This window comes from Streptomyces avidinii (assembly GCF_045161815.1).
Classification (GTDB): domain Bacteria; phylum Actinomycetota; class Actinomycetes; order Streptomycetales; family Streptomycetaceae; genus Streptomyces; species Streptomyces avidinii.
Map to the genome: position 1 here is coordinate 1,421,404 of NZ_CP108863.1, position 24,985 is coordinate 1,446,388.

Annotated in this window: 21 protein-coding genes and 2 pseudogenes; 15 read left to right on the forward strand and 8 right to left on the reverse strand. The window is 69.5% G+C overall.

Annotation, left to right across the window (positions count from 1 at the left end; all coding sequences use genetic code 11):
- Nucleotides 1–407 precede the first annotated feature (407 nt).
- Both OG373_RS06420 and OG373_RS06425 read left to right on the forward strand, forming a co-directional pair.
- Nucleotides 408–1,739 (forward strand): glycosyltransferase family 87 protein, encoded by a 1,332-nt coding sequence (locus tag OG373_RS06420; RefSeq protein ID WP_405436582.1) that lies wholly within the window; start codon nucleotides 408–410, stop codon nucleotides 1,737–1,739.
- 331 nt (nucleotides 1,740–2,070) lie between these two features.
- Nucleotides 2,071–2,894 (forward strand): annotated as a pseudogene (locus tag OG373_RS06425) (Na+/H+ antiporter NhaA).
- A gap of 97 nt (nucleotides 2,895–2,991) precedes the next feature.
- Here OG373_RS06425 and OG373_RS06430 read toward each other — a convergent pair.
- Complete coding sequence (locus tag OG373_RS06430; protein ID WP_405436583.1) at nucleotides 2,992–3,573, reverse strand: DUF4190 domain-containing protein; 582 nt, start codon at nucleotides 3,571–3,573, stop codon at nucleotides 2,992–2,994.
- A gap of 786 nt (nucleotides 3,574–4,359) precedes the next feature.
- Between OG373_RS06430 and OG373_RS06435 the strand changes: the two genes are divergently transcribed.
- Nucleotides 4,360–7,449, forward strand: a complete 3,090-nt coding sequence (locus OG373_RS06435; protein WP_405436585.1) for a glycoside hydrolase family 3 N-terminal domain-containing protein — start codon at nucleotides 4,360–4,362, stop codon at nucleotides 7,447–7,449.
- 62 nt (nucleotides 7,450–7,511) lie between these two features.
- Here OG373_RS06435 and OG373_RS06440 read toward each other — a convergent pair whose 3' ends face one another.
- The 3 genes and pseudogenes from OG373_RS06440 to OG373_RS06450 all read right to left on the reverse strand — a co-directional run.
- A complete protein-coding gene (locus OG373_RS06440) occupies nucleotides 7,512–8,795 on the reverse strand; it encodes a ricin-type beta-trefoil lectin domain protein (protein WP_405436587.1) in 1,284 nt (427 codons plus the stop codon).
- A 130-nt stretch (nucleotides 8,796–8,925) separates the two neighbouring features.
- Nucleotides 8,926–9,096: a hypothetical protein gene (locus OG373_RS06445; protein WP_405443959.1), complete on the reverse strand. Its 171-nt coding sequence runs from the start codon at nucleotides 9,094–9,096 to the stop codon at nucleotides 8,926–8,928.
- Between the two features lie 58 nt (nucleotides 9,097–9,154).
- Nucleotides 9,155–9,274, reverse strand: a pseudogene (locus OG373_RS06450) (chromosome condensation regulator RCC1); the annotation flags it as partial.
- A 226-nt stretch (nucleotides 9,275–9,500) separates the two neighbouring features.
- Here OG373_RS06450 and OG373_RS06455 point away from each other — a divergent pair.
- From OG373_RS06455 to OG373_RS06470, 4 genes are all read left to right on the forward strand, one after another.
- Nucleotides 9,501–9,827: a PadR family transcriptional regulator gene (locus OG373_RS06455; protein WP_405436588.1), complete on the forward strand. Its 327-nt coding sequence runs from the start codon at nucleotides 9,501–9,503 to the stop codon at nucleotides 9,825–9,827.
- Nucleotides 9,824–10,180, forward strand: coding sequence for a DUF1048 domain-containing protein (locus OG373_RS06460; protein ID WP_405436589.1), 357 nt, complete (start codon nucleotides 9,824–9,826; stop codon nucleotides 10,178–10,180). Before OG373_RS06455 ends, OG373_RS06460 begins: the two co-directional genes overlap by 4 nt.
- Before the next feature lies 1 nt (nucleotide 10,181).
- Nucleotides 10,182–10,508 carry a DUF1048 domain-containing protein gene (locus OG373_RS06465; RefSeq protein ID WP_405436591.1) on the forward strand — a complete coding sequence of 109 codons (327 nt, stop codon included), beginning with the start codon at nucleotides 10,182–10,184 and terminating at the stop codon, nucleotides 10,506–10,508.
- A gap of 212 nt (nucleotides 10,509–10,720) precedes the next feature.
- A complete protein-coding gene (locus OG373_RS06470; RefSeq protein WP_405436592.1) occupies nucleotides 10,721–11,512 on the forward strand; it encodes an ABC transporter permease in 792 nt (263 codons plus the stop codon).
- Between the two features lie 71 nt (nucleotides 11,513–11,583).
- Here the strand turns inward: OG373_RS06470 and OG373_RS06475 are convergent, their stop codons facing one another.
- The 4 genes from OG373_RS06475 to OG373_RS06490 all read right to left on the reverse strand — a co-directional run bounded on the left by OG373_RS06475 (nucleotide 11,584) and on the right by OG373_RS06490 (nucleotide 18,193).
- The gene (locus OG373_RS06475) at nucleotides 11,584–11,757 is read right to left on the reverse strand and encodes a hypothetical protein (RefSeq protein ID WP_405436593.1); all 174 of its coding nucleotides are present in this window, start codon (nucleotides 11,755–11,757) and stop codon (nucleotides 11,584–11,586) included.
- 80 nt (nucleotides 11,758–11,837) lie between these two features.
- Complete coding sequence (locus OG373_RS06480; protein WP_405436595.1) at nucleotides 11,838–13,775, reverse strand: APC family permease; 1,938 nt, start codon at nucleotides 13,773–13,775, stop codon at nucleotides 11,838–11,840.
- 148 nt (nucleotides 13,776–13,923) lie between these two features.
- Complete coding sequence (gene kdpB / locus OG373_RS06485; RefSeq protein ID WP_405436596.1) at nucleotides 13,924–16,074, reverse strand: potassium-transporting ATPase subunit KdpB; 2,151 nt, start codon at nucleotides 16,072–16,074, stop codon at nucleotides 13,924–13,926.
- Nucleotides 16,075–16,309: 235 nt separating this feature from the next.
- Nucleotides 16,310–18,193 (reverse strand): APC family permease, encoded by a 1,884-nt coding sequence (locus OG373_RS06490; RefSeq protein ID WP_405436597.1) that lies wholly within the window; start codon nucleotides 18,191–18,193, stop codon nucleotides 16,310–16,312.
- A 244-nt stretch (nucleotides 18,194–18,437) separates the two neighbouring features.
- Here OG373_RS06490 and kdpF (OG373_RS06495) point away from each other — a divergent pair, with 244 nt between their 5' ends.
- From kdpF (OG373_RS06495) to OG373_RS06530, 8 genes are all read left to right on the forward strand, one after another.
- Entirely contained in the window at nucleotides 18,438–18,527 is a 90-nt protein-coding gene (gene kdpF, locus OG373_RS06495; protein ID WP_267724319.1) for a K(+)-transporting ATPase subunit F, read from the forward strand.
- Between the two features lie 34 nt (nucleotides 18,528–18,561).
- Nucleotides 18,562–19,314 carry a DUF4118 domain-containing protein gene (locus OG373_RS06500; protein ID WP_405436599.1) on the forward strand — a complete coding sequence of 251 codons (753 nt, stop codon included), beginning with the start codon at nucleotides 18,562–18,564 and terminating at the stop codon, nucleotides 19,312–19,314.
- An 87-nt stretch (nucleotides 19,315–19,401) separates the two neighbouring features.
- A complete protein-coding gene (locus OG373_RS06505; protein ID WP_167344742.1) occupies nucleotides 19,402–19,557 on the forward strand; it encodes a hypothetical protein in 156 nt (51 codons plus the stop codon).
- Entirely contained in the window at nucleotides 19,554–19,643 is a 90-nt protein-coding gene (gene kdpF / locus OG373_RS06510; RefSeq protein ID WP_037633766.1) for a K(+)-transporting ATPase subunit F, read from the forward strand. The genes OG373_RS06505 and kdpF (OG373_RS06510) overlap by 4 nt, the downstream gene beginning before the upstream one ends.
- 8 nt (nucleotides 19,644–19,651) lie before the next feature.
- Nucleotides 19,652–21,316: a potassium-transporting ATPase subunit KdpA gene (gene kdpA / locus OG373_RS06515; protein ID WP_405436601.1), complete on the forward strand. Its 1,665-nt coding sequence runs from the start codon at nucleotides 19,652–19,654 to the stop codon at nucleotides 21,314–21,316.
- Nucleotides 21,313–23,418, forward strand: a complete 2,106-nt coding sequence (gene kdpB, locus OG373_RS06520) for a potassium-transporting ATPase subunit KdpB (protein ID WP_405436603.1) — start codon at nucleotides 21,313–21,315, stop codon at nucleotides 23,416–23,418. Before kdpA ends, kdpB (OG373_RS06520) begins: the two co-directional genes overlap by 4 nt.
- Before the next feature lie 6 nt (nucleotides 23,419–23,424).
- The gene (locus OG373_RS06525; RefSeq protein ID WP_405436604.1) at nucleotides 23,425–24,141 is read left to right on the forward strand and encodes a potassium-transporting ATPase subunit C; all 717 of its coding nucleotides are present in this window, start codon (nucleotides 23,425–23,427) and stop codon (nucleotides 24,139–24,141) included.
- A gap of 124 nt (nucleotides 24,142–24,265) precedes the next feature.
- Entirely contained in the window at nucleotides 24,266–24,955 is a 690-nt protein-coding gene (locus tag OG373_RS06530) for a response regulator (RefSeq protein ID WP_405436606.1), read from the forward strand.
- The last annotated feature ends 30 nt before the right edge of the window (nucleotides 24,956–24,985 follow it).

The following is a 24,985-nucleotide window of genomic DNA, read 5'->3' on the forward strand; positions in this document are numbered from 1 at the left end:
TGCCTGTCTACGCCGTCCCCGTCCCCGGCCTCCCTGGCGAACCGGCGAACCGGCGGGTGGTACGAAGTCCCAGGTCAGGCGGGGGCCGGTCGCCTGGCACCGTCCCCGCGATCGCGCCTGCCCCGGCGCCTGCCACCGCGCCGTCGAGACCCCGCGTACGACGCCGCGGCGATGACGTCCCGATCCCCGGCCAAGCCCTCCGGTACCGGCGGCACTCTCCCGCTTCCCCCTCACCCTCACCCCACCCTCACTTCGTCATGCCCTCATGCCCTCACCTCTTCTTCGAAGGTTGATGCCGGATGTCGCAAGCTGCTCGGAAACAGGAGCCTCGGTCTCGGTCTCGCTCCGCGGCCAAGCCCTTCGCCGGCGGACGACGGTGGGACCGGCTGGTACTCCTGGCGTGCGCGGTGTCGGCACTCGTGGTGGGGCTGGCGTCTCCCGACCACACCTCGCAGAAGGTGTGGGGCCTGGTCGGCGCGGCGGGATACGCCTGCGCGGCCCTGGTCGCGGCGCGGGCGTCCACACCGTGGGCCCGCACTCCCGCCGTGGTCGCCGTCACCGGTGCGGCGGCCATACCGCTGCTGTACCTGTCGGTGATCGGCAGGGCGCAGATGGAAGTCGGCGTCGTGGAACGGGCGGCCGACCTGCTGTTCTCCACCGGAACTCCGTACAACCCCGCGCCGCACGCCGTACGGGACTTCAATCCCTACCTTCCCGGCATGGCGCTCTTCGGGATACCGCACCTGCTGTTCGGTGACACCCCGTTCGCCGGCGCCCGCGTGTGGTTCCTCGTCGGGTTCCTCGGGGCCGTAGCAGGAGCCGTGCGGGTGCTGACCGGGGGCGGGGGCCGCGCTACGGGGCCGAGCGGCACCGCGCGCGGCGCCACCGCCGGGCTGACCGGCGCCCTGTGGCTGATCGCCTGTCCTGTCGTCGCGCTGCCCCTGAGCATCGGCGGCGTGGACCCGCCGGTCATCGGACTGCTCTGCCTGGCCCTGGCCTTCACACAGCGGGGTCGTGCCGGGCGCGCGGGCCTGGTCGTGGGGGTGGCCGCCGTTCTGAAGTGGACCGCCTGGCCGGCCATCCCGGTGATCGTCGCCGTACTCGCGGTACGGAGCGGGAAGCGCGCCGCGTTCAGGTGCGCGGCAGTGGCCACCGGGCTGGCCTCGCTGACCATCACGCCCGCGGTGCTGGTCGACACCAGCGCCTTCTACCAGAACGTCGTCCTCTACCCGCTGGGCCTCGGCCCCACGGCGTCGTCCGCCCAGAGTCCCCTGCTCGGGCACCTGATCGTTCTGCTGCTTCCTCACGGCAAGGCAGTGACCACGGCGCTGATCGCGTTGAGCGCGGTGGGTGTGGGGGCGTCGCTGCTGGTCCGCCCGCCGCGGAGCACCGTCGCCGCCGCCGACAGGCTGGCCCTGGGGCTGCTCCTGGCGATAGCGCTGTCCCCGGCCACCCGCATCGGCTACGCCATCTACCCCGTCGTCCTGATCGCCTGGCCCCGCTTCACCGCCCGCCTGTCGGCCGACCGCCCCGCCACGCCCCGCCCCGCGAGCGAACCGCCGCACCACCGGCGGACCGTGGCAAGCCGCCTGTGCACCGCCACCCCCGCCACGGCCGGCACCCTGCCCCCGCACCGATCCCCGGCCGGCCGCGATGCCCGCCGCCGACCGCACCGGGAGCACCACGAAACCGGCGCGCGCCACTCGGTGGGCGCAGACGATTCCCGCCGAGCCGGTTGATCTCGTCGCCTCGCACCCCTTCGGCAAAGAGCCGGCCACCAAAGGCGCCTGCTGCACCGCCTGCGTGCCTTCCCGGCCGAGCCGAGGGGGCTGGACGGCCGGAAGTGGAACGCGATGGGCCGCATCACTCTCTCCCCCGCCGAGGGCGTCGAGCCCTGCCCCTGCTGCAGCCCCGAGAACGCACTCGGCATGCCTGGCTGACCGCCGGCCTCCAGGCGGCGGGTACGTTCGGTGGCAACGGTTGCGGCCGGACGCAGGCGTTGAGCGGTACGGCGTGGCCCCCGGCTGCCGGCCGGGGAAACGCGAACCCGCGAGCAGGACGCGTACGACGGTGAGGCAGGGGCGGCCCGAGCGTCAGGCCATCGCGTCCGCCCTGCGCACCGAGACCGTCGGCGGCCTGGTCCTCCTCGCCGCAGCCGTCATCGCGCCGATATGGGCGAACAGCCCGCTGGGCGATGTGTACGAGGCGATACGCGACTTCCACTTCGGCATACCCGCCCTCGGCCTGGACCTCTCCGTCGGCCACCGGACCGCCGACGGCCTCCTCGCTACTCCACCTCGGACCTGAACCTCTGGGCCCTCGGCGGAGCGTTCGCCGGGCTCGCCCTCTTCTACCTCCTCCAGCGACTCCGCGTCCGCGGCTGGTGGTGGTACGTGCCGCTCGGCATCGCGATCTGGGCCCTCACGTACAACGGCGGTGTCCACGCCACCGTCGCCGGCGTCTCCGGTCCCGCCCCGGCACAGGTGTTCACCAGTCCCGAACCGCTCGGCGTCGTCGTCGGCCTCGCCGTCGGCAAGTTCACCGGCATCTTCCTCGGCACATACCTGGCCGCCCGCTTCACCAAGGCGGAACTCAACCCCGACCTGGCCCGGGCCGACGTGCTGGGCCTGTCCGTCCTCGCGGGCATCGGCTTCACCGTGGCCCTCCTCATCGGCGAACTCGCCTTCCCCGGCCAAGCGGTCGGCGAGCACGTCAAGGCAGCCGTCCTGATCGGCTCCGTCACCGCCGCGGTCCTGGCAGCCGTACTGCTGCGCCGCCGCAACGCCCTCTACAAGCGCCTGTACGAGGAAGAGAACGTCGACGCGGACGCCGACGGCATCCCCGACATCCACCAGCGCGACGAGGCAGACCGACCCGCCGCTCAGCCCAGCTGACGGGGCGGGAGACACCATGGCGATCACCCTGCTCGGCATCGCCATGGTGATGACTGCCCTCGTCATCAGGACGCGGCGTTGATCGCTCCGCGGTCTCTCAGTAGGAGGTGCGGGAGACCTTGATCAGCTTGCACTCGATCCTGTCACCGGACTTCGCGGACTTGGCCACGTCGAATGCCAGGGCCCCGGCGTCGTCGTCCGTGTACTTCTGGCCGGGCGCGAGGTTCTGGCCGGTGGAGAAGATGTCGCTCTTCTTCTCCCCGTTGACGGTGACCTCGCCCTCGGCAAGGTAGTTGAACCGGCGGTCACCGCTGTTGACGTACTCGATCTTGAGGTCGAGTTGCTTGATTCCGTACTCGCCGGACTTCACCGTGCAGGACGTGACCTTCACGTCCTTGGTGATGTCCGGCTCGTCGACCTTCGAGCTGCCACCACCCGCGGCAGCGCCCCCAGGAGCAACGGCCGCGGAATCGTGGTTCTTGTCGAGCTCCTTGCCTGCATCGCCGGCGGCCTTGGTGAACAGCAACCCACAGCCGCCGACCAGGATCAGACCGAGGACGGTGGGGATACCGCAGCCCAGCGCCACCTTGAGGCCCGTGCTCATGCCCTGCTTCGGCGTGGGCTGGTGCCCGTCCGGATAGTGCGGACTGCCGTGACCTGACTGCGGCTGCGTGGACATCGAACAACTCCTGAGGTGTCTGCGTGAGCGGCGCTCACGCAAGAGAGAGGCACGGCCTGCGCCAGTAGAGTGCGCGAGGGCGAGAGCGGGGCTCATGCCGCCGGGCGAGAGGGCGAGGAACCGTCGGGATACGGACGTATGTGCGTCTTGGGTCGCCCCCGGCGACCATCGGATACACCAGCCCAACGCCCCTGGGACAAGGCGGTTACCGGCAACGCGCCCACCGCAACTTCCGAACGCCGAAATGGCCGGATCCCACATCACGTGGCCGGTCTTGAGTTAGCTGAGCCGCAGGCTGAGGAGCGCTCGCTCATCCACCGCGAACCAGGCTGCGGGACGCCGACCTGCGGGCATGACGAACCGTCACCAAAGTCGGGCCACCGGCTCCTCTGCGGATGACCTCGACCCAAAGGCCGGCTCCAGAAAAGCGCAGTTCAGCGCAACCGCCCCCGGCTTTCGGCGGCGCCGGCGGGAGCCCGGGAGCAGGGATCGGAGGGCGTCGTAGCCCCATACCTCGCCGTAGCGGTGCCGTACGTCCAGTCGTCGCTTGTCCCGCTGGTCGAAGTGCCCCGGGACGCCGCGGGATCGTTCGCGGAGGGCACCACCTGGGCGGTGGCGGAGTCCGGGCTGTCTGAGATCGCGTGTTCGGGTGCTGAATGCAGAACCGACCCAACCGCCGCTGGTGTCGACTTCGGGCCAGCATGTCTCCAAGTCTTGACGACACCCGGCCCGGTCGGTTGACTCACGCGGTGTCCCGTCCGGTGGTATAGACCTCGGAGGAAACTCGTGAACAAGGCACGGCCCTGGACCAGATACGCCCTGCTCGCCTGTGCGGGCCTGCTCGCCGGCCTGCTCCCCCTCGGTGCTGCCACGGCATCCCCGGCGGGCCCGGCAGCCGAGCCGCCCCCGATCGCCGTTGACCGTTTCGAGGGCGAGATTCCGTTCGCGGGCCCGCCCGCCGAGGGGATCTTCACCTGGGGCAGCGACGCCGACGACCAACCCCGGCTCGCCCTGGAGGAACGCGCCGACGCCCCGGAAGGGGCGAAGGTACTGCGCGGCTCGTACGACATCAGCGGCTGGGGCGGCTTCAGCCACGACTTCGCCTTCGACCGGCCCGCCCAGGACTGGAGCTCCCGCAAGGGCATCCGGTTCTGGTGGTACGGGCAGAACACGGCGCCGCTGCCGCCCGGTTCCGGCCCCCGCGTGCACTTCGAGCTCAAGGACGGCGGCGCGAACGGCGAGGCGTCCGAGCTGTGGACGACCTCGTTCACCGACGACTGGCAGGGCTGGCACCTCGTCGAGATCCCGTTCTCCCGGTTCGAGTACCGCACCGACTACCAGCCCGTCGGCGGTATCGACCAGGTGCTGGGACTGCGCGAGATGTGGGGCTACGCCGTCACCTTCCCGGTGGGCCGGCCGGGCGAGTTCCTGATGGACGCGGTCGAGCTCTACGGCGCGGCCGACCCGGCACTACGGGCCACGGTCCTCACCGACTCCCCCGTTCACTCTGTGAAGGAAGGCGCTTCGGCCGGCATCCGCGTCTCCGTGGCGACCACCGGCTCCGCGCCCCTGTCCGAGCCGGTCACGGTCGAGTACGCCACGCGCGGCGGCACCGCCACCCCGGGCGCCGACTACCGCCCGGTGACCGGCACCCTCACCTTCCCCGCCGGAACCCCCTCCGGCACCTCCCGTACGGTCACCGTCACCACGGACCGGGACGGCGAGGGCGAGAGCGCCGAAACGGTGCCGCTCGCACTGACCGTGACCGGCGCGCGGCCGCCCGCCGAGGACCCGCAGGTCGTCATCGACGCGCACGGTCTGCCCTACCTCGACCCCGCGCTGCCGGTGAAGCGGCGGGTGGCCGATCTGCTGGCCCGGATGACGCCGGAGGAGAAGGCCGGGCAGATGACCCAGGCCGAACGCAACGCGCTCAAGGCCCCCGGGGACATCGCCGGGTACGGGCTCGGCTCGCTGCTCTCCGGCGGCGGCTCGGTCCCGAACCCGAACACGCCGGAATCCTGGGCAAAGATGATCGACGGGTACCAGCTGCGCTCCCGGGCGGCCCGCCTGCAGATCCCGCTGATCTACGGCGTGGACGCGGTGCACGGCCACAACAACGTCATCGGGACCACGATCATGCCCCACAACATCGGGCTGGGCGCGACCCGCGACCCGAAGCTGGTGGAGCGGACCGGCGCGGTGACCGCCGCCGAGGTCCGGGCGACCGGCGTCCCGTGGGACTTCGCACCCTGCCTGTGCGTGACGCGCGACGAGCGCTGGGGGCGCTCGTACGAGGCGTTCGGCGAGGACCCGGCGCTGGTCACCGCGATGGAGACGGTCATCCGCGGGATGCAGGGCGCGCCGGACGGAAGGGACCTGTCCCGTCCGGACAAGGTACTGGCCACCGCCAAGCACTACGCGGGCGACGGCGGCACCGAGTTCGGCTCGTCGAGCACCGGCTCGTACACGATCGACCAGGGCATCACCCGGGTGACCCGGCAGGAGCTGGAGGCGGTGCACCTCGCGCCGTTCCGGGAGGCGGTCGAGCGCGGGGTGGGCTCGGTCATGCCCTCGTACTCCTCGGTGGACATCCTCGGCGATGACGCGGGCCCGGTGAAGATGCACGCGCACGCCGAGCTGATCAACGGCGTCCTGAAGGACCGGATGGGCTTCGAGGGCTTCGTCATCAGCGACTGGCAGGCCATCGACCAGATCCCGGGGGACTATCCGAGCGACGTGCGGACCTCGGTGAACGCCGGCCTCGACATGATCATGGTGCCGACCGCGTACCGGGAGTTCCACGCGACCCTCGTCTCCGAGGCTGCGGCCGGCCGCATCCCCATGGCCCGGATCGACGACGCCGTATCCCGGATCCTGGAGCAGAAGTTCAAGCTGGGCCTGTTCGAGAAGCCGTACGCCGACACCTCCGGGCTCGCGCGCGTCGGCTCGCCGGAGCACAGGGCCGTGGCCCGCGAGGCGGCGGCGAAGTCGCAGGTGCTGCTGAAGAACGACGGCGGGCTGCTCCCTCTGAAGCCCTCGCAGAGGGTGTACGTCGCCGGGTCCAACGCCGACAACCTCGGCAACCAGGCCGGCGGCTGGACGGTGACCTGGCAGGGCGCCTCCGGGGACATCACCGAGGGCACGACGGTCCTGGAGGCGATGCGGAAGGCCGCCGCCACCCCGGACTCCGTCACCTACTCCAAGGACGCCTCCGCCCCGTCGGCGGGCCACGACGTGGGCGTGGTGGTCGTCGGCGAGACCCCGTACGCGGAGGGCGTGGGCGATGTCGGCAACGGCCACGACCTGGAACTTTCGACGGCCGACCAGGCGGTGATCGACACCGTGTGCGCCGCCATGAGGTGCGTGGTACTGGTGGTCTCGGGTCGTCCGCAGCTCATCGGCGACCGCCTGGACCGCATGGGGGCCCTCGTGGCGTCCTGGCTGCCCGGCACCGAGGGCGACGGAGTCGCCGATGTCCTGTACGGCAAGCGCCCCTTCACCGGTCAGCTCCCGGTGACCTGGCCCCGCTCCCAGCAGCAGCTGCCGGTCAACGTGGGAGACGCGGCCTACGATCCGCAGTTCCCGTACGGCTGGGGGCTGACCACTCCGGGTGCGCCTCCGGACGGCGGAGAGCCGGTCCTGCGGGCGCTCGCCGCCGCGGCCAAGGTGCTGGAGAAGACCGGCGCGGGCCGGTCCGAGGCGGCCCGGGCGCTGGCCGCCAAGGCCCGCTCGATCGTCCAGCAGAAGATGGGGACGCACCCCACCGCGGCGGCGGCGAAGCCCTTCGCCGAAGCGGACCACCTGGTGCTCACCGGGGCGCTGACGGACGCGTTCGGGAAGTTCACCGCGGCCTATCGGGCCGCCGCTGCCCGCTGATCCGCTGATCCGTGCCGGTACGGCCGGGGTGGCGGATACGTCCGCCACCCCGGCCTCCGGGCTCAGCCGGTCAGTGTCCACTTCTGGTTGGCGTTGCCCGTGCACCACCCGATCAGGACGGGGGTCGCGTCGGCCGAGTCCTGGTTGCGCACGTCCACACACTTGTCGGCCGTGATGTTGACCAGGTCGCGGGTGGTCGCGTTGTAGTCGAACCGCTGCGCGCCGGTGCCGTTGCACTCCCACAGCTGGACCTTCGTGCCCGGCTCGGTCGAAGCGCCGTTCACATCCAGGCATTTGCCGAGCGCGCGGACGGTCCCGTCACCGGGGAGGGTCCAGCGCTGGGCCGGGGTTCCGTTGCACGTGTAGAGCTGGACCTGGGTGCCGTTGGCGGTCTGCGAACCGGCCACGTCGAGGCACTTCCCGGCGAGGCCGACGAAGGCGCCGGTGGTCCCTCCGCCGCTGCCGCCGTCCCAGGCCGTGACGCGGACGTGGTCGACGACCAGGTGGTTCGGGAAGGCGGTGGAGCCGTCCGGGTTGCCCGGCCAGTCCCCGCCGACCGCGAGGTTGAGGATCAGGAAGAACGGCTTGTCGAACACCCACTGTCGGCCGCCCAGGTCCGCCGAAGTGCGCCGTTGGAAGACCTGCCCGTCCACGGACCAGGTGACCGAGTCCGGGGCCCAGTCGACGGCGAACGTGTGGAAGTCGTCGGCGAACGCCCGCCCGCCGGAGAGGGTGTACGCCGCTCCGATGCCGCCGCCACCCGAGTAGCCGGGGCCATGGAGCGTGCCGTGCACGGTGCCGGGCTCGTAGCCGACGTTCTCCATCACGTCGATCTCTCCGCTGTTGGGCCAGCCGACCTGGCCGATGTCGTGGCCGAGCATCCAGAAGGCCGGCCACATGCCCTGTCCGCGCGGCACCTTCATGCGGGCCTCCACGTGCCCGTACGTCTGGGTGAAGCGGCCCGCGGTGTTCAGCCGGGCGGAGGTGTACTCGCACCGGCCGTACCAGCACTGGAAATTGCCCGGGTTCTCGCGGCGCGCGGTGATGACCAGGTGCCCTCCGCCGTCCAGCGCCGCGTTGGCGGCGCCGGGGGTGTAGTACTGCCGTTCGTGGTTGTTGACGTTGTCCCCGGTCTCCGTCTGCCACCTGCCCGGGTCGACCGCCGCGCCCGCCGGGCCGTCGAAGTTGTCCTCGAACGTGACCGCCTGCGCGGCGACGGCCGGACCGGGCGGTGGGGCAGCTTCGGCGGCGGAGAGCGTCCAGCCGAGCGTCACGACCGCCAGGGCGGCGGCCGCGACGGCTGCCCGGCGCAGCACGCGACTGCGGGTGTGTAAGTACACGGACATGGGGGCCTCGAATCCTCTACTGGTCCAGACCTGCGTGTTGCCGGAGTGAACCGCTAGGTCGTGTACCTGTCAACCTCCGAGGGACCCGGCGGGCATCCGGCCCCGCACCGCACGCGCACACGCACGCCGGTCACCATGCCACTGGCCTGCGCCGCATCCGGGTCGCTGGGCCGGAGCAGCAGCACCCCGCCTTGCTGTCCTCCGTGCTGTCGTTGCCGAGCTGGCCCTCGGCGTTCTTGCCCCATGCCTTCACCGCGCCGTCGGCGGTGAGGGCCAGGACGTGGTCGCAGCCGACCGAGATGGACTCGACATCGGTGAGCTCCGGGGACCGTCTGCGGTGTCGCCCGGTCGGTGTCCTCGCCCGAGCCGAGGCGACCGTTGGCTCCCGAGCCCCAGGTCCAAACGGTGCCGTCCTGCCGCAGGGCCACGCTGAAGTCGCATCCGGCTCCGACGTCCCTGACTGCGTCCAGGCTCTGCACGCTGACCGGCGGGAACGACTCGACTCGCTCATCCGCGCCCAATTGAACTCATGACGTAAGCAGCCTGGAGCGACCTGCTCGACACGCATCCCGACACGGCCGACTGCACCCCCGGCTACCCGTGAACGCGACTCGCCGTTCGCCGACACCCTCCACTACTCGGTGATACCGTATAGCTGTACTCGGTACTACGCAGTACCGGTGACGCCGAGGAGGAAGACTTGAGATGGACGACCTGACGGAGATGCTGAAGGGCACGCTCGAAGGGTGCGTGCTCGAGACCATCGACCGCGAGGAGACCTACGGGTACGCCATCACCCGTCAGCTGAACGAGCTGGGCTTCACCGACGTCATCGAGGGGACGGTGTACACCATCCTGCTGCGGCTGGAGAAGAACGGACTCGTCCAGGTGACGAAGCGACCCTCCGGGGTCGGTCCCCCGCGCAAGTTCTACGCGCTCAACGACGCGGGCCGCGAGGAGCTCGCGAAGTTCTGGGCGAAATGGCAGTACGTCTCATCACGCATCGACAAGCTCAAGGGGGGCGGGCGATGAACTTCTGGGAGACCATCACAGGCAGCGATCTCACCAGGGAGTGGAAGGCGTTCGAAGCCCGGGCCGCCGCCCTGCCGGGCGACTACCGGGCCGCGTGGGAACAGATCAAGGTCGACCTCCTCCCCCATGGGGACTTCACCGGCCGCAACCTGATGCCGATCCTCGACGCCGCCCTGGGACTGCTCGAAGAAACAGCGGCCGACGGGCAGAGCGTCCACGAGGTACTCGGCGACGACATCCGGGGCTTCTGCACAGCACTGGCCGGCGGCGAAGGGGCCCGAACCTATCGCGACCGCTGGCGCGAGCAGCTGAACAGGAACGTCGCCGGGAAACTGAGCAGGCTGGGAGGCTGACATGGGCATCCAGGACATCATCGAGGGCAAGAAGCAGTGGCGGGCGCACACGGCCCGGGTCAAGGCACTCCCGCCGGACTACCAGATCGTCTACAAGGAAATGCAGAAGTATCTGTTCAAGGTCGGACCGATCGACCTGCCCGACGGCCCCCTGCTCCCCGGGATCGTCGACTTCTTCGAGGAGGGCGTCGCGTCGGGCAAGGGCGTCCTGCAACTCATCGGCAGCGACGTCGCGGCGTTCTGTGACGACCTGATCAAGGACTCTCCCACGTATGCGGACGCCTACCAGGAATCCCTCGACAGGGCACCCGGCACGACCGGGAAGTAGCCTCAACTGCTCACGTCAGCGGGCATAGCACGCACGCGCGGCTCATCGCTTCGGCGCGGCGCGTACGAATGCGGTCCGACCGACCACCAGAGTCCGCCGCAGATCCTGCCCACCGAGGTGGCGAGCAGCCTGGCGAGGCCCGACTCAGCCCTGCCGACGCAGGCAACACCGTGCCCGGCCGACGTCCCCAACCAGCCGAAGGAGACAGCCCGATGAGCGCCCTCTCTCTCGCTGTACGCGACTCCAACACGATGTTGCGCCGCAACCTGCTGCACGCGCGGCGCTACCCGTCAGGGAGCCTGAACCTGCTGCTCACGCCGATCATGATGCTGCTGCTCTTCGTCTACATCTTCGGCGACGTGATGAGCGCGGGCATCGGTGGCGGCGGCGCCGACCGTTCCGACTACATCGCCTACATCGTCCCGGGCTTGCTGCTGATGACCATCGGCAGCACCGTGATCGGGGCCGCGGTGTACGTCTCCATGGATATGACCGAGGGCCTCATCGCCCGCTTCCGCACGATGGCGGTCTACCGCCCTTCGGTACTCATCGGGCACGTCGTCGGCAGCGTGCTGCAATCCGTCATGAGCGTGGTCCTCGTCGGCGCCGTCGGAGTGGCCATCGGCTTCCGCTCCACGGACACGACCGTCGTGGAGTGGCTGGCAGCATTCGGGCTCATCGTGCTCTTCGCCCTGGCGCTGACCTGGATAGCGGTCGGCATGGGGCTGGCCAGCCCGAACCCCGAGGCCGCCGGCAACATGGCCATGCCGCTGATCCTTCTCCCCCTCATCTGCAGTGCCTTCATCCCGGCCGACACCATGCCCGGCTGGTTCCAGCCGATCGCCGAGTACCAGCCCTTCACCCCGGCCATCGAGACCCTGCGCGGCCTCCTCCTCGGCACCGAGATCGGCAACAACGGATGGATCGCGATCGCCTGGTGCGTCGGCCTGATCGCGCTCGGCTACCACTGGTCGACGCGACAGTTCAACCGCGACCCGAGGTAGTCGGGGCGATCGCGTCGACCCCTCGTACGGCGCGGACCGGCTGAGGAGCACCGCGACCGGCGCTTCGGTCTCTAGGGTCGGTAGACAAGCTCGATCATCATCGCGGCGATCACGGCCCAGACGCCGAGGCCGAGCAGCCAGAGGGCCTCGAGGAAGGCGCCGGTGGCGATGACAGTCAGGCCCGCCGCGCCGAGGGCGAGAATCGCCCGGCGGATGCCACGGTCGGGAAGCCAGTCGATGGTCACATCATGAGAATCGCGCCGGTCCCTCGCCTTGGCGAGGCTCCAGCGCGATTCCTGTCGGCATCTTGACGCCGGATCCGGGGTCAGCCGGCGTGGACGTGGGGGCGGCGGGTGCGGTCGGGTTCGGCCTCGCGGATGACCTCGCGGGTGACGGGTGCGACCTCGCCCTGGCCGAAGAGGAAGAAACGGAAGAAGTTGGCGAACGGATTGCCCTCGGTCCACTCGAAGTAGATGTGGGGACGCTGCCCGGTCGCATCGCGGACGTGCAGCAGGAGGGCGGCGAGCGCGTTGGGGATGCTGGAGCTCTCCAGGGTCAGCACCCGGTAGCGGTCGTGCAGCACTTCGCCGCGTACCCGCATCCCGGATTCGAACTCGGATGCGTCCAGGACGGTGACCTCGACGAACATGACATCGTCACCGGGCGGGATGTCGTTGTCCGCGCGGATCTGCTCGACCTTCTCGCGGTACTCGGTCTTGTCGCGGTTGTCAGGTTCGTTGGCGATGAAGCGGATGGTGCGGTTGGCGGTGTCGCGGATGAACCGCTGAGCCATATCGTCCAGCTCCACGTCGGTGACGCGTAGTTCGAAGACGCGGGCGAGGCGGGAGAGGAGGGAGAGGGCCATGATGCCGGCGATGAAGCAGGCGCCGATCTTCACGCCGTCGGGGCGCTCCACGATGTTGACCGCGGTTGTGTAGATGAAGACGGCGGAGATGACACCGAAGCCGATGGTCCAGCCGCGCTCCCCCGCCCGGCGGGCGGCGATGGTCACGGCGACCGCCGCCGAGGTGATCAGGACGAGGACACCGGTGGCGTATGCGCCGCCCTGTGCGTCCACGTCGGCGTCGAAGATCCAGGTCACCAGGAATGCCACGAGGGTGAAGACGATGACCATGGGGCGCAGGGCGCGGGCCCAGTGCGGGGCCATGCCGTAGCGGGGCAGGTAGCGCGGCATCAGGTTGAGCAGGCCCGCCATCGCGGAGGATCCGGCGAACCACAGGATCAGGATCGTGGAGATGTCGTAGATCGTGCCGAAGGCGGAGCCCAGGTACTCGTGTGCCAGGTAGGCGAGGGCGCGGCCGTTGGCCTCGCCGCCCGGCTCGAACTGGGCGGCGGGGATCAGCAGGGTGGTGATGAGGCTGGAGCAGATCAGGAAGATGCTCATGATCACGGCGGCCGTGGTCAGCAGCTTCTTGGCACCGCGGATCCGGCCGGCGGGCCTCTCGTCGGTGTCGTCGGGGTCGCCCTTGACGTGCGGCATGACCGCGACGCCCGTTTCGAACCCCGACAGACCGAGCGCGAGCTTCGGGAACACGACGAGTGCGATGGCGATCATCATGAAGAAGTTGCCGTGCTCGGTGGTCAGCGCTTCCGTCCAGTCGGTGATGACCTGCGGTGCGGTGAACACGTGCCACAGCCCGACCGCCACGACGACGACGTTCAGGCTGAGGTAGGTGACGACCAGGACCACGGCGACGCCGATGGCCTCGCTGAACCCCTTGAGGAAGACGGCCCCGAGGAGCGCGATCATGATGAGGGTGATCAGTACCTCGTGGCCGTGCAGGGTGCTGGTGAGGTGCGGGTTCTCCACCAGGTGCGCGGTGGCGTCGGCGGCGGAGAGGGTGATGGTGATGAGGAAGTCGGTCGCCGCGAACCCGAGGAGTGTCAGGACGAACAGCTTCCCCTTCCAGAAGGTGAGCAGCCGCTCCAGCATGGCGATGGAGCCCTCGCCGTGCGGGCTCTCCTCGGCCACCCGCCGGTAGACGGGCAGCGCGCCGAAGAGGGTGAGCAGCACGAGCACGATGGTCGCCAGCGGTGACAACAGTCCGGCCGCGAGGAACGCGATGCCGGGCTGGTAGCCGAGGGTGGAGAAGTAGTCGAGACCCGTCAGGCACATGACCCGCCACCATGGCCGGCCGTGGGGCTGGGCGGCAGCCTCCTTGGCGGCGGGCGAACTGTTTTCGGCGGTCAGGCCTTCCAGCATCCACGCGCGCAGGCGTGACGTGCGGGCAGGGGTGGCCATCGTGGGGGGCTCCTGTCGTACGGCTAAGAATCAGCCATCGACATCGACGGCTGAGTCAGCGTACGCAGCGAGATCCTTTTTGCACGGGAGTGAGGCAATACTGACGCGTCCTTAACGCGGACGAACCAGCCGAGTCCCGATCGGACGATCAGCCGAGGCCAGGGACCGTGGACACCAGCAGGTCGATGAGCTTGATGCCTACGAAGGGCAGGATCAGGCCGCCGAGGCCGTAGACGCCGAGGTTGCGGCGTAGGAGGTCGTGCGCGGAGGCGGGCTTGTATCGGACACCGCGCAGGGCGAGCGGGATGAGGGCGACGATGATCAGCGCATTGAAGATGATCGCCGAGGTGATCGCCGAGGTGGGGCTGCTCAGGCCCATGATGTTGAGGGCTTCGAGTCCCGGGTAGGCCGCGGTGAACATGGCCGGGATGATCGCGAAGTACTTCGCAACGTCGTTCGTGATGGAGAAGGTGGTCAGCGCGCCGCGGGTGATGAGGAGCTGCTTGCCGATCTCGACGATCTCGATGAGCTTGGTGGGGTTGGAGTCCAGGTCCACCATGTTCCCGGCCTCCTTGGCGGCCGAGGTACCCGTGTTCATCGCGACGCCGACATCGGCCTGGGCCAGTGCGGGGGCGTCGTTGGTGCCGTCGCCCGTCATGGCGACGAGCTTGCCGCCCGCCTGCTCCCGCTTGATGAGGGCCAGTTTGTCCTCGGGCGTGGCCTCCGCGAGGTACTCGTCCACGCCTGCCTCGGCGGCGATGGCCCGGGCCGTCAGCTCGTTGTCACCGGTCACCATGACTGTACGGATTCCCATGGCGCGCAGCTCCGCGAAGCGCTCCCGGATGCCGTCCTTGACGACATCCTTGAGGTGGATGATGCCGAGCACCCGCGGCCCGTCCCAGTCGTGGACCGCCACCAGCAGCGGGGTTCCGCCGGACTGCGCGACCTGAGCCGACCAGGCAGCGGCCTCCGCCTGTACGGTCCCGCCGCGCATCGACACCCAGTCCATGACCTCCGTCACCGCTCCCTTGCGGATGGCGCAGCCCGCGCCGTTGTCCCAGCTCAGGTTGACGCCACTCATCCGGGTGCGGGCGCTGAACTCGGTGAAGCGGGGGTTGCTGAGATCCTCGGCGGCGGCCGGCTGGAGCCCGTACCGCTGGGCCAGAGCGACGACGGAGCGGCCTTCGGGGGTTTCGTCGGCGAGGGAGGACAGCTGGGCGGCGTCGGCCAGCTTGGTGTGGTCGGTCCCTGGGAGCGGGATGAACTCGGCTGCCTCGCGGTTGCCGTGGGTGATGGTGCCGGTCTTGTCGAGGAGCAGGGTGTTCACGTCGCCGGCGGCCTCGACCGCGCGTCCGCTCAGCGCGATGACATTGCGCTGGACGAGGCGGTCCATGCCGGCAATGCCGATCGCGGAGAGCAGGGCGCCGATCGTGGTGGGGATGAGGGTGACGAGGAGAGCGACCAGCACGGTCGTGGACTGGGCGGCTCCCGCGTAGGCAGCCATCGGCTGGATGCTGACCACGATCAGGATGAAGATCACGGTCAGGGCGGCCAGCAGGATGTTCAGCGCGATCTCGTTCGGGGTCTTCTGCCGGGACGCGCCCTCGACCAGGGCGATCATGCGCTCGATGAAGCTGTTCCCGGGGCGCGAGGTGACGCGTACGACGATCGAGTCGGAGAGGACCGTCGTGCCGCCGGTCACCGAGGACCGGTCGCCGCCCGACTCCCGTAGGACCGGGGCCGATTCGCCGGTGACGGCGGACTCGTCCACCATCGCGGCGCCGTCGACGACGTCGCCGTCGGCCGGGATCGCTTCGCCGGCCTCGACGAGCACGAAGTCGAAGGGCTGGAGCTCGGCGGGGGTGACCACCTCGGTCTCGGCGCGGCGCAGGTTCGCGCCGTACGTCCAGTGGTTCAGGCGCAGCGCGACCGTGTCCGTGCGCGCCTTGCGCAGCGACTCGGCCTGGGCGCGGCCGCGGCCTTCGGCGACGGCCTCGGCGAGGTTGGCAAAGAGGACCGTGAGCCAGAGCCAGACGCTGATCACCCAGGTGAAGACGGAGGGGTGGATCAGGGCGGAGAGGGTGGTCAGGACCGATCCGACGGCGACGACGAACAGCACCGGCTTCTTGACGAGTTCACGCGGGTGGAGCTTGGCCACGGCCTCCCGGGCCGAGGTGGCGAGGAGTTCGGGCTCCAGCACGTTCACCTGGCCGGAGCGTTTCCGGGACGGACGGTTGACCGGAGTCCGCGGAGGTGTGCCGAGACCCGGGGGAACGTGCTGCGCGGCGGCGGGAGGCATGGAGCGACCTTCTGACGAGATCAACGGGGGGCGGGAGAGGGGTGTCGCCGCCGGGGGCTGTCTCGCATGGACCCCCTCGGCCGTCATGTGAGTGATCGAGGTCCCCGGCGGCGCAACAGGCAGGAAACTACTGCCCGTTCATGGGTGATTCCCCATCCGGGCGGGGGAATTGGCACCTTCTTGACGGCGGCGCACGAGGCGCGTCAGGTCGCCGTCAAGGGCGCGTCAACGCAGGTCAGCGTGCGTCGTCGGTGATGCGGAAGCGCAGTCGGCAGATGACGGCGTCGGTGTCACGGCGTACGGCGTGGGCGACGACGGAGCCGCGCTGGTTCTGGAGCATCCGCTGCCACAGGTGGGCGGGTTCGGTTTCCGGGATCAGGACGGTCACCTGAGCGTCCGGGTGTGTTCGCGCCAACTCGCGCACGTAGGCCGACACGGGCCGTCCGAGCGAGCGGCTCTCCGAGGCGATCTCGGTCAGCTCGACTCCGGGCTTCCACAACTCCCAGTCCCGGCGCAGCGCTTCGGCTGCCTGCCGGTCCTCCGGAGCGGAGTGTGTGACGGTCACGGCGACGACCTCGTCGCCGAGCGAGCGGGCAGCGGTGAGCGCCTGGCAGGTGAGCCGGGAGAGCCCGGAGACGGGTACGACGACCAGGGAGCGGGAGCTGTGGGGCGCCTGCGGGATGCGGCCGAGTTCCAGGCGTTCGCCGATCTGCACGTAGGCACGGCGGACGCGTCCGAAGCCGAGGACGAGCAGCGGCAGGGCGAGGACGATCAGCCACGCACCCTCGGTGAACTTGGTGGCGGTCACAACGACGGCCGCGATGCCGGTGAGCAGCGCACCGAAGCCGTTGAGGACGGCCTTCGCCTGCCAGCCCTTGGGGCGCTCGCCGTGCCAGTGCCGAACCATGCCGACCTGGCAGATGGTGAAGCCGACGAAGACGCCGATCGCGAAGAGCGGGACGAGGGTGTTGGTGTCGCCGCCGGAGAACACCAGCAGGACACCCGACACGAGCGCCAGCCACACGACCCCGTGGCGGTGCACCTGGCGGTCCGCCTTGAGGGCGAAGACGTGCGGCAGGTAGTTGTCGCGCGCGAGCAGGCTCATGAGCACCGGAAGCCCTCCGAAGGAGGTGTTCGCGGCGAGCGCCAGCAGCACCATGGTGGCGAACTGGACAACATAGAAGGCTGCGTTGTGCCCGAACGAGGCGTCCGCGAGCTGGGCGAGGACGGTGACGCCCTCGACCGGCTGGAGGTGGAAACGTCCGATCAGGACCGACAACCCGATCAGCATGACGCCGAGGAGGGCGCCGAGGGCGACCTCGGTGCGCTGGGCGCGCCGGGCGGCCGGGGCCCGGAAGGACGGCACCGCGTTGGCGACCGCCTCGACGCCCGTCAGGGCGGAACAGCCGGCGGCGAAGGCCTTCAGCAGCAGGAGCGCGCCGACCGCGGTGGCACCCTCCCCCAGGGCTGAGGCATGCCCGGCGGCCGAGGCGGTGCTCACCGGACCGTCACGGAAGAGGCCGACCGCGACCATGGTCAGGATCGACCCGACGAACACGGCGGTCGGTACGAGGAAGGCCCTGGCGGAGTCGACGACACCGCGCAGGTTCACCGCCGTGACCAGGACCAGGACCCCGAGGCAGATCCAGACCCGCTCCCCGTACAGCTCGGGGAAGGCCGAGGTCAGCGCGGCGACGCCGGCGGTGACGGAGACAGCCACGTTCAGGACGTAGTCGAGGATCAGCGAGGCGGCAGCCACCAGGCTCGTACGACGGCCCAGGTGCTTCTTGGCCACGGCGTACGAGCCGCCGCCGTCCGGGAACGCCGCGATCACCTGCCGGTACGAGGCCACCAGCACCGCCAGCAGAGCGGCGATCGCGAGGGTGACGGGGAGGGTGAACCCGAGGCCGTAGGCCCCGGCCGCCGCCAGGACCAGCACGACCGACTCGGGCCCGTAGGCGACGGAGGCCATCGCGTCGAGCGACAGCGCGGCCAGACCCTGGAGGGCGGTCAGCCGGTGCCGGTCGCCCGCGGCGGGCGCCGTGACGCCGGTATCAGGAGGTTCCTCCGTGCTCGGCGCCTGTCCTGCCGTGGCCGGCTTTCCCATGTGTATAGCCATCTTCGCTGGTTCCTCCTTTGGACAAAGTGAGGACAGCGTCCGGATGCCGTGGCCGGATGACCAGGGTGCTTGGCGCGATCCATACGCCCACTGCCGCAGTCTTCACGCGCTCCTGACGCCGGGACCGAAATGCCGTATGAGGTGCGTCAAGAGCCCGCCAGGGTGCGTGGCCGCCCCAGCGTCCGGGGGCACGCTGGATGTGGGCGACGCAGCCCGTGCGCACACATCGAAGGAGAAGCAGCGGATGGACGCGGAAAACGTGGTCGGCCTCATCGTCGCCCTCGCCCTGCTCGGCTACCTCGTGGCCGCTTTGATCAGGCCCGAGAAGTTCTGATCCGAGGCTCTGCCCTCCGGACAGGAGGCATCACATGTCCGGGTACCGACTCCACGACCCCGCCGCCCTGCTGGCGGGGCTCGTGGCCCCCTTCCTCGTGGCGCTCGCGCTCGTGCCGTTCCGCACGGAGCTCTCCGCGACGAACGAGGCTCTGATCATGGTCGTCGTGGTGGTCGCGGTCGCCGCGCTCGGTACCCGGGCGGCCGGGACCCTGGCCGCGCTCTCGGCGGCCGCCTGGTTCGACTTCTTCCTCACCAGGCCGTACCGGAAGTTCGCCATCGACAACGGTGAGGAGATCCAGACGGCCGTCCTCCTGCTCGTCGTCGGGCTGATCGTCTCGCAGCTGGCCGTACGCGTACGCCGGCTCCGGACCGTCGTGGTCGCCGATACCGCGCACCTGACCAGCCTCCAGGCATGTGCCCGGCTGGCCGAGGACGGCGGCTCGCCGGAAGAGGTGGTCGAGCACGTGCGTCGGGAGCTCGTCGGACTGCTGGGGCTTCGCGGCTGTCGCTTCCAGTACGGCAGTCTCATCGGGCACCTCCCCCGCCTTGAGCACGACGGCGGCCTGTGGCTGCGCCGCGGCAACCGGATCACCGAGTACGCCGAGTGGCCGGACGGGGAAACGGAGCTGCGGGTCTTCGGCGGAGGCCACTACTACGGCCGCTTCCTCCTCGACCCGCTCCCGGGACGCCCCCTGCCGCCCGAAGAGGCCCGCCTGGTGGCTGTCGCGCTGGCCGCGCAGGCCGGCGCGGCCTTGGACACGGCCGGCCTGTCCCACCAGGGCTGAGCGGCGATTCACGGCTCCTCGCGTAAGGACGGCATCAAGAGTTCCCCGGCGTCCGTATGGACCCCGTCAAAGCGTCTTAACGCCGGGATGAAGACACGGTTATCTCGTCATCGGCCATCTGGCCGATTCATTACTTCCCTCTTCATCCAGGAGCTCACGATGGCCGACCTGGCCTTCGTCGTCACCACGGTCGCGGTCTTCGCACTGGTGGCCTTCATCGCCCGGGGGGTGACCAAGCTGTGACGGTCGAGAACATCGTCGGCCTGCTGGTCGCCGTCTCCCTGCTCGGTTACCTCGTCCTCGCCCTCGTGTACCCGGAGAGGTTCTGAGCACTGATATGAGCCCCGTAACCGCTGGAGTGCTCCAGCTGCTCGCGCTGATCGCCGCACTCGCGCTGGCCCACCGCCCGCTGGGCGACTACATGGCCAAGGTCTACTCCTCCGAGAAGCACTACAAGCCGGAGAAGTGGATCTACAAGGCCATCGGCGCGAACCCGGCCGCCGAGATGCGCTGGCCCGCCTACCTGCGCGCCGTCCTGGCCTTCTCGGCCGTGAGCGTCCTGTTCCTCTACCTGATGCAGCGCGCCCAGGGCGTGCTGCCGGGCTCGCTCGGCTTCGCCTCGATCGACCCGGACCAGGCCTTCAACACCGCCGCGTCCTTCGTGGCCAACACGAACTGGCAGTCGTACTACGGCGAGCAGGCCATGGGCCACGTCGTGCAGACCGGCGGCCTGGCGGTGCAGAACTTCGTCTCCGCAGCCGTCGGCATGGCCGTCGCGGTGGCGCTCGTACGGGGCTTCGCACGCTCCCGCACCGGTGAACTCGGCAACTTCTGGGCCGACCTGGTCCGCGGCACCGTCCGAATTCTTCTTCCCATCTCCGTGATCGGCGCGATCATCCTGGTCGCCTGCGGCGCCATCCAGAACTTCGCGGGCATCCACGAGGTCGGCCAGTTCCTCGGCGGCACCCAGGAGTGGAACGGCGGCGCGATCGCCTCCCAGGAGGTCATCAAGGAACTCGGCACCAACGGCGGCGGCTACTTCAACGCCAACTCCGCCCACCCCTTCGAGAACCCCACCCCCTTCTCGAACCTCTTCGAGATCTTCCTGATTCTGCTGATCCCGTTCGCGCTGACCCGCACCTTCGGCCGCATGGTCGGCAACCTGCGCCAGGGCTACGCGATCCTCGCGACCATGGGCATCATCTGGGTCGCCTTCACCGCGCTGATGATGTGGACCGAGTTCGCCCACAATGGCCCGGCGTTCGACGTAGCCAGCGGGGCGATGGAGGGCAAGGAAACGCGCTTCGGGGTCGGCGGCTCGTCGATCTTCGCCGTCGCGACCACCCTCACCTCCACGGGCGCGGTCAACTCCTTCCACTCCTCCTACACCGGGCTCGGCGGCGGCATCGCGATGCTGGGCATGCAGCTCGGCGAGATCGCGCCCGGCGGTGTCGGCTCCGGCCTCTACGGCATGCTGATCATGGCGATCATCGCCGTGTTCATCGCCGGACTCATGGTCGGCCGGACCCCCGAGTACCTCGGCAAGAAGATCGGCACCCGCGAGATCAAGCTCGCCGCCTGCTACATCCTCATCACCCCCGCCCTCGTCCTCGGCTTCACGGCCGCCGCGATGGCGTTGGACACCCCGGCGAACTCAATGACGAACTCGGGCGCGCACGGCTTCTCCGAGATCCTCTACGCCTACACCTCTGGTGCCAACAACAACGGCTCGGCCTTCGCGGGCCTGAACGCCGACACTCAGTGGTTCAACAGCACCATCGGCATCGCCATGCTGCTGGGCCGCTTCCTGCCCATGGTGTTCGTCCTCGCGCTCGCCGGTTCGCTCGCCGAGCAGAAGCCCGTCCCCGAGACCGCGGGCACCCTGCGCACCGACAAGCCGCTCTACGCGGGCCTGCTCGTCGGCACGATCCTCATCATCACCGGTCTGACCTACTTCCCGGCCCTGGCGCTGGGACCGCTCGCCGAAGGGCTCGCAGCATGAGCACCGCCACACCCACCAGGGCCCCGCACCAGGACGTACCTACCGGCCACAAGCCGGGCGCCGGACGGGTCGGCGGCGGCCTCTTCGACCCCAAGCAGCTGCTGAAGTCCTTCCCGGACGCGGTCCGCAAGCTCGACCCCCGCATCATGATCAAGTCGCCGGTCATGTTCGTCGTCCTCGTCGGTTCCGTCGTCACGACCGTCCTCGCGATCAAGGACCCGACGGACTGGTTCGGCTGGGCCATCACCGCCTGGCTGTGGCTGACCACGATCTTCGCCAACCTCGCGGAAGCCGTGGCCGAGGGCCGCGGCAAGGCGCAAGCCGACACCCTCCGCAAGGCCAAGACCGACTCCGTCGCCCGCCGCCTGAGCAAGGACGGCCGGAGCGAGGAGCAGGTCCCGGGCGCGGAGCTGCGCATCGGCGATCTGGTGGTCTGCGAGGCCGGGGACGTCATCCCCGGCGACGGAGACGTCGTCGAAGGCGTCGCATCCGTCGACGAGTCCGCCATCACCGGCGAGTCCGCCCCCGTCATCCGCGAATCCGGCGGCGACCGCTCGGCCGTCACCGGCGGCACTAAGGTCCTCTCCGACCGGATCGTCATCAAGATCACGACCAAGCCCGGCGAGACCTTCATCGACCGTATGATCGCCCTCGTCGAGGGCGCTGCACGGCAGAAGACGCCCAACGAGATCGCGCTGAACATCCTGCTCGCCTCGCTGACGATCGTCTTCCTGCTGGCCGTGGTGACCCTGCAGCCGTTCGCGATCTACGCGGGCGCGGAGCAGTCGATGATCGTGCTCACCGCGCTGCTGGTCTGCCTGATCCCGACCACCATCGGCGCACTCCTGTCGGCCATCGGCATCGCGGGCATGGATCGCCTGGTCCAGCGCAACGTACTCGCCATGTCGGGGCGTGCGGTGGAAGCCGCCGGCGACGTCTCCACCCTGCTGCTCGACAAGACCGGCACCATCACCCTCGGCAACCGCCAGGCCTCTGAATTCGTGCCCGTCAAGGGCACCACGGAGGCGGAACTGGCCGACGCCGCGCAACTGTCGTCCCTCGCGGACGAGACCCCCGAGGGCCGCTCGATCGTGGTCCTGGCGAAGGAGAAGTACGGACTGCGCGAACGCCACCAGGGCGAACTGTCGCAGGCCGAGTGGATCGCCTTCACCGCGCAGACCCGTATGTCGGGGGTCGACGTCGACGGCAAGCAGACCCGCAAGGGCGCCGCCGGCTCGGTCATCACCTGGGTGCGGGAGCATGGCGGTCAGGTATCCGACGAAGCCGACGCCCTCGCCAACCGGATCTCGGAAGCCGGCGGCACGCCCCTCCTCGTCGCCGTCAAGGACGACAAGGGTGCCCGCGTACTGGGCGTCATCCACCTCAAGGACGTGGTCAAGGACGGCATGCGCGAGCGGTTCGACGAACTGCGCCGCATGGGCATCAAGACGATCATGATCACGGGCGACAACCCGCTGACCGCCAAGGCCATCGCCGAAGAAGCGGGCGTGGACGACTTCCTCGCGGAAGCCACCCCCGAGGACAAGATGGCCCTCATCAAGCGCGAACAGGCCGGCGGCAAGCTCGTCGCCATGACGGGCGACGGCACCAACGACGCCCCCGCACTGGCCCAGGCGGACGTCGGCGTGGCGATGAACACGGGTACCTCGGCCGCCAAGGAGGCCGGGAACATGGTGGACCTGGACTCCAACCCCACCAAGCTCATCGAGATCGTGGAGATCGGCAAGCAGCTCCTCATCACCCGCGGGGCCCTGACCACCTTCTCCATCGCCAACGACGTCGCGAAGTACTTCGCGATCATTCCCGCCATGTTCGCCGTGGTCTACCCGGGCCTGGACAAGCTCAACGTCATGGGCCTGGCCTCGCCCGAGTCGGCGATCCTCTCGGCCGTCATCTTCAACGCGCTGATCATCATCGCCCTGGTCCCGCTCGCCCTCAAGGGCGTCCGGTACCGGCCCACCAGCGCCGACAAGATGCTCCGCCGCAATATCGGGATCTACGGACTCGGGGGCCTCGTCGCCCCGTTCATCGGCATCAAGCTCATCGACCTGCTCATCTCCCTCATCCCCGGAATCGGCTGATCTGCGATGAACAACTCTGTAGGAAACGCAGCACGGTTGCTCGGGGCAGGCCTGCGCGCCCTCCTCGTCCTGACCCTGATCTGCGGCGTCGTCTATCCCCTCGCCGTCACCGGGATCGCCCAGGCCCTGTTCAACGACAAGGCCAACGGCTCCGAGATCAAGGACAGGAGCGGCCAGGTCGTCGGCTCCTCCCTCATCGGCCAGACGTACAACCTCCCGAAGAACGATCCGAACGACGCCGAGGAGGCGGCCCGGCCGGACCTGAGGTGGTTCCAGCCCCGCCCCTCCAACGGCCTGGGCAGCAACAGCGTGAACACCCAGTACTCGCTGATCCTCTCCGGCGCCACCAACCGGTCCGCCGACAACGGCGCGGTGAACGGGGTCTGCACCAAGGACGCGGAGGAGGGCACCCTCTGCGCCCAGGTCCTCGCCGCCAAGGAAGCCGTCATCGCGGACAACTCCACGGCCGGCCACCAGGTCGAGCCGGAAGACGTCCCCGCCGACGCCGTCACCTCCTCCGGCTCCGGCCTCGACCCGAACATCTCCCCCGAGTACGCCAAGCTCCAGGTCCACCGGGTCGCCGAGCAGAACAAGTTCGACGTCAAGCAGGTCGAAAAGCTCGTAGCCGACCACACCACCGGCCGCACTCTCGGCTTCATGGGCGAACCGCGCGTCAACGTCCTCGAACTCAACATCGCCCTGAAGGCGCTCTCCAAGAGCTGATGTTCCACAACGCACGTCTCCGGGAGCCGACGGGGAGAGGCGCTCGCTCCCCCGGCCTCGGCCGGGGCCGGTAACGCCCCGTCGGCTCCCACCGTGCCCGTACCGAAGGAAAGGCTGCACACCGATGACCCGGGTGCTGGTGGTGGAGGACGATCCCCAGCTCGTCCGCGCGCTGAGAATCAACCTCCAGGCGCGCAAGTTCGAGGTCGAGGAGGCCGGCGACGGCAGCGCGGCCCTGCGGCTCGCGGCGGCGCGCAAGCCGGACGTCATCGTGCTGGACCTCGGCCTGCCCGACATGGACGGCATCGACGTCATCAAGGGCGTCCGCGGCTGGAGCAAGGTCCCCATCCTGGTCCTCTCCGCACGCCACACCTCAGAGGACAAGATCCGGGCCCTGGACGCCGGCGCCGACGACTACGTGACGAAACCGTTCAGCATGGACGAGCTCCTGGCCCGCCTCCGGGCGGCCACCCGTAGACAGGAGGCCCCGGCGGCCTCGCAGGCGACCGAGGTCTCCGTCGTCACGACCGACGAGTTCACCATCGACCTGGTCGCGAAGAAGGTGTGGCGGGGCGAGCGCAGCGTACGGCTCACCCCGACCGAATGGCACCTGCTGGAGATCCTTATCACCCACCCCGGCCGTCTGATCACACAGAGTCGACTCCTGCTGGAGGTGTGGGGGCCGACGTACGGGGAGAACACCAACTACCTGCGCGTCTACATGGCCCAGCTCCGGCGCAAACTGGAAGCGGACCCCTCCCACCCCCGTTATCTGATCACCGAACCCGGTATGGGATACCGCTTCGAACCCTGATCGCCCCCCTCCCCAGCAAGAAGAAGAGAC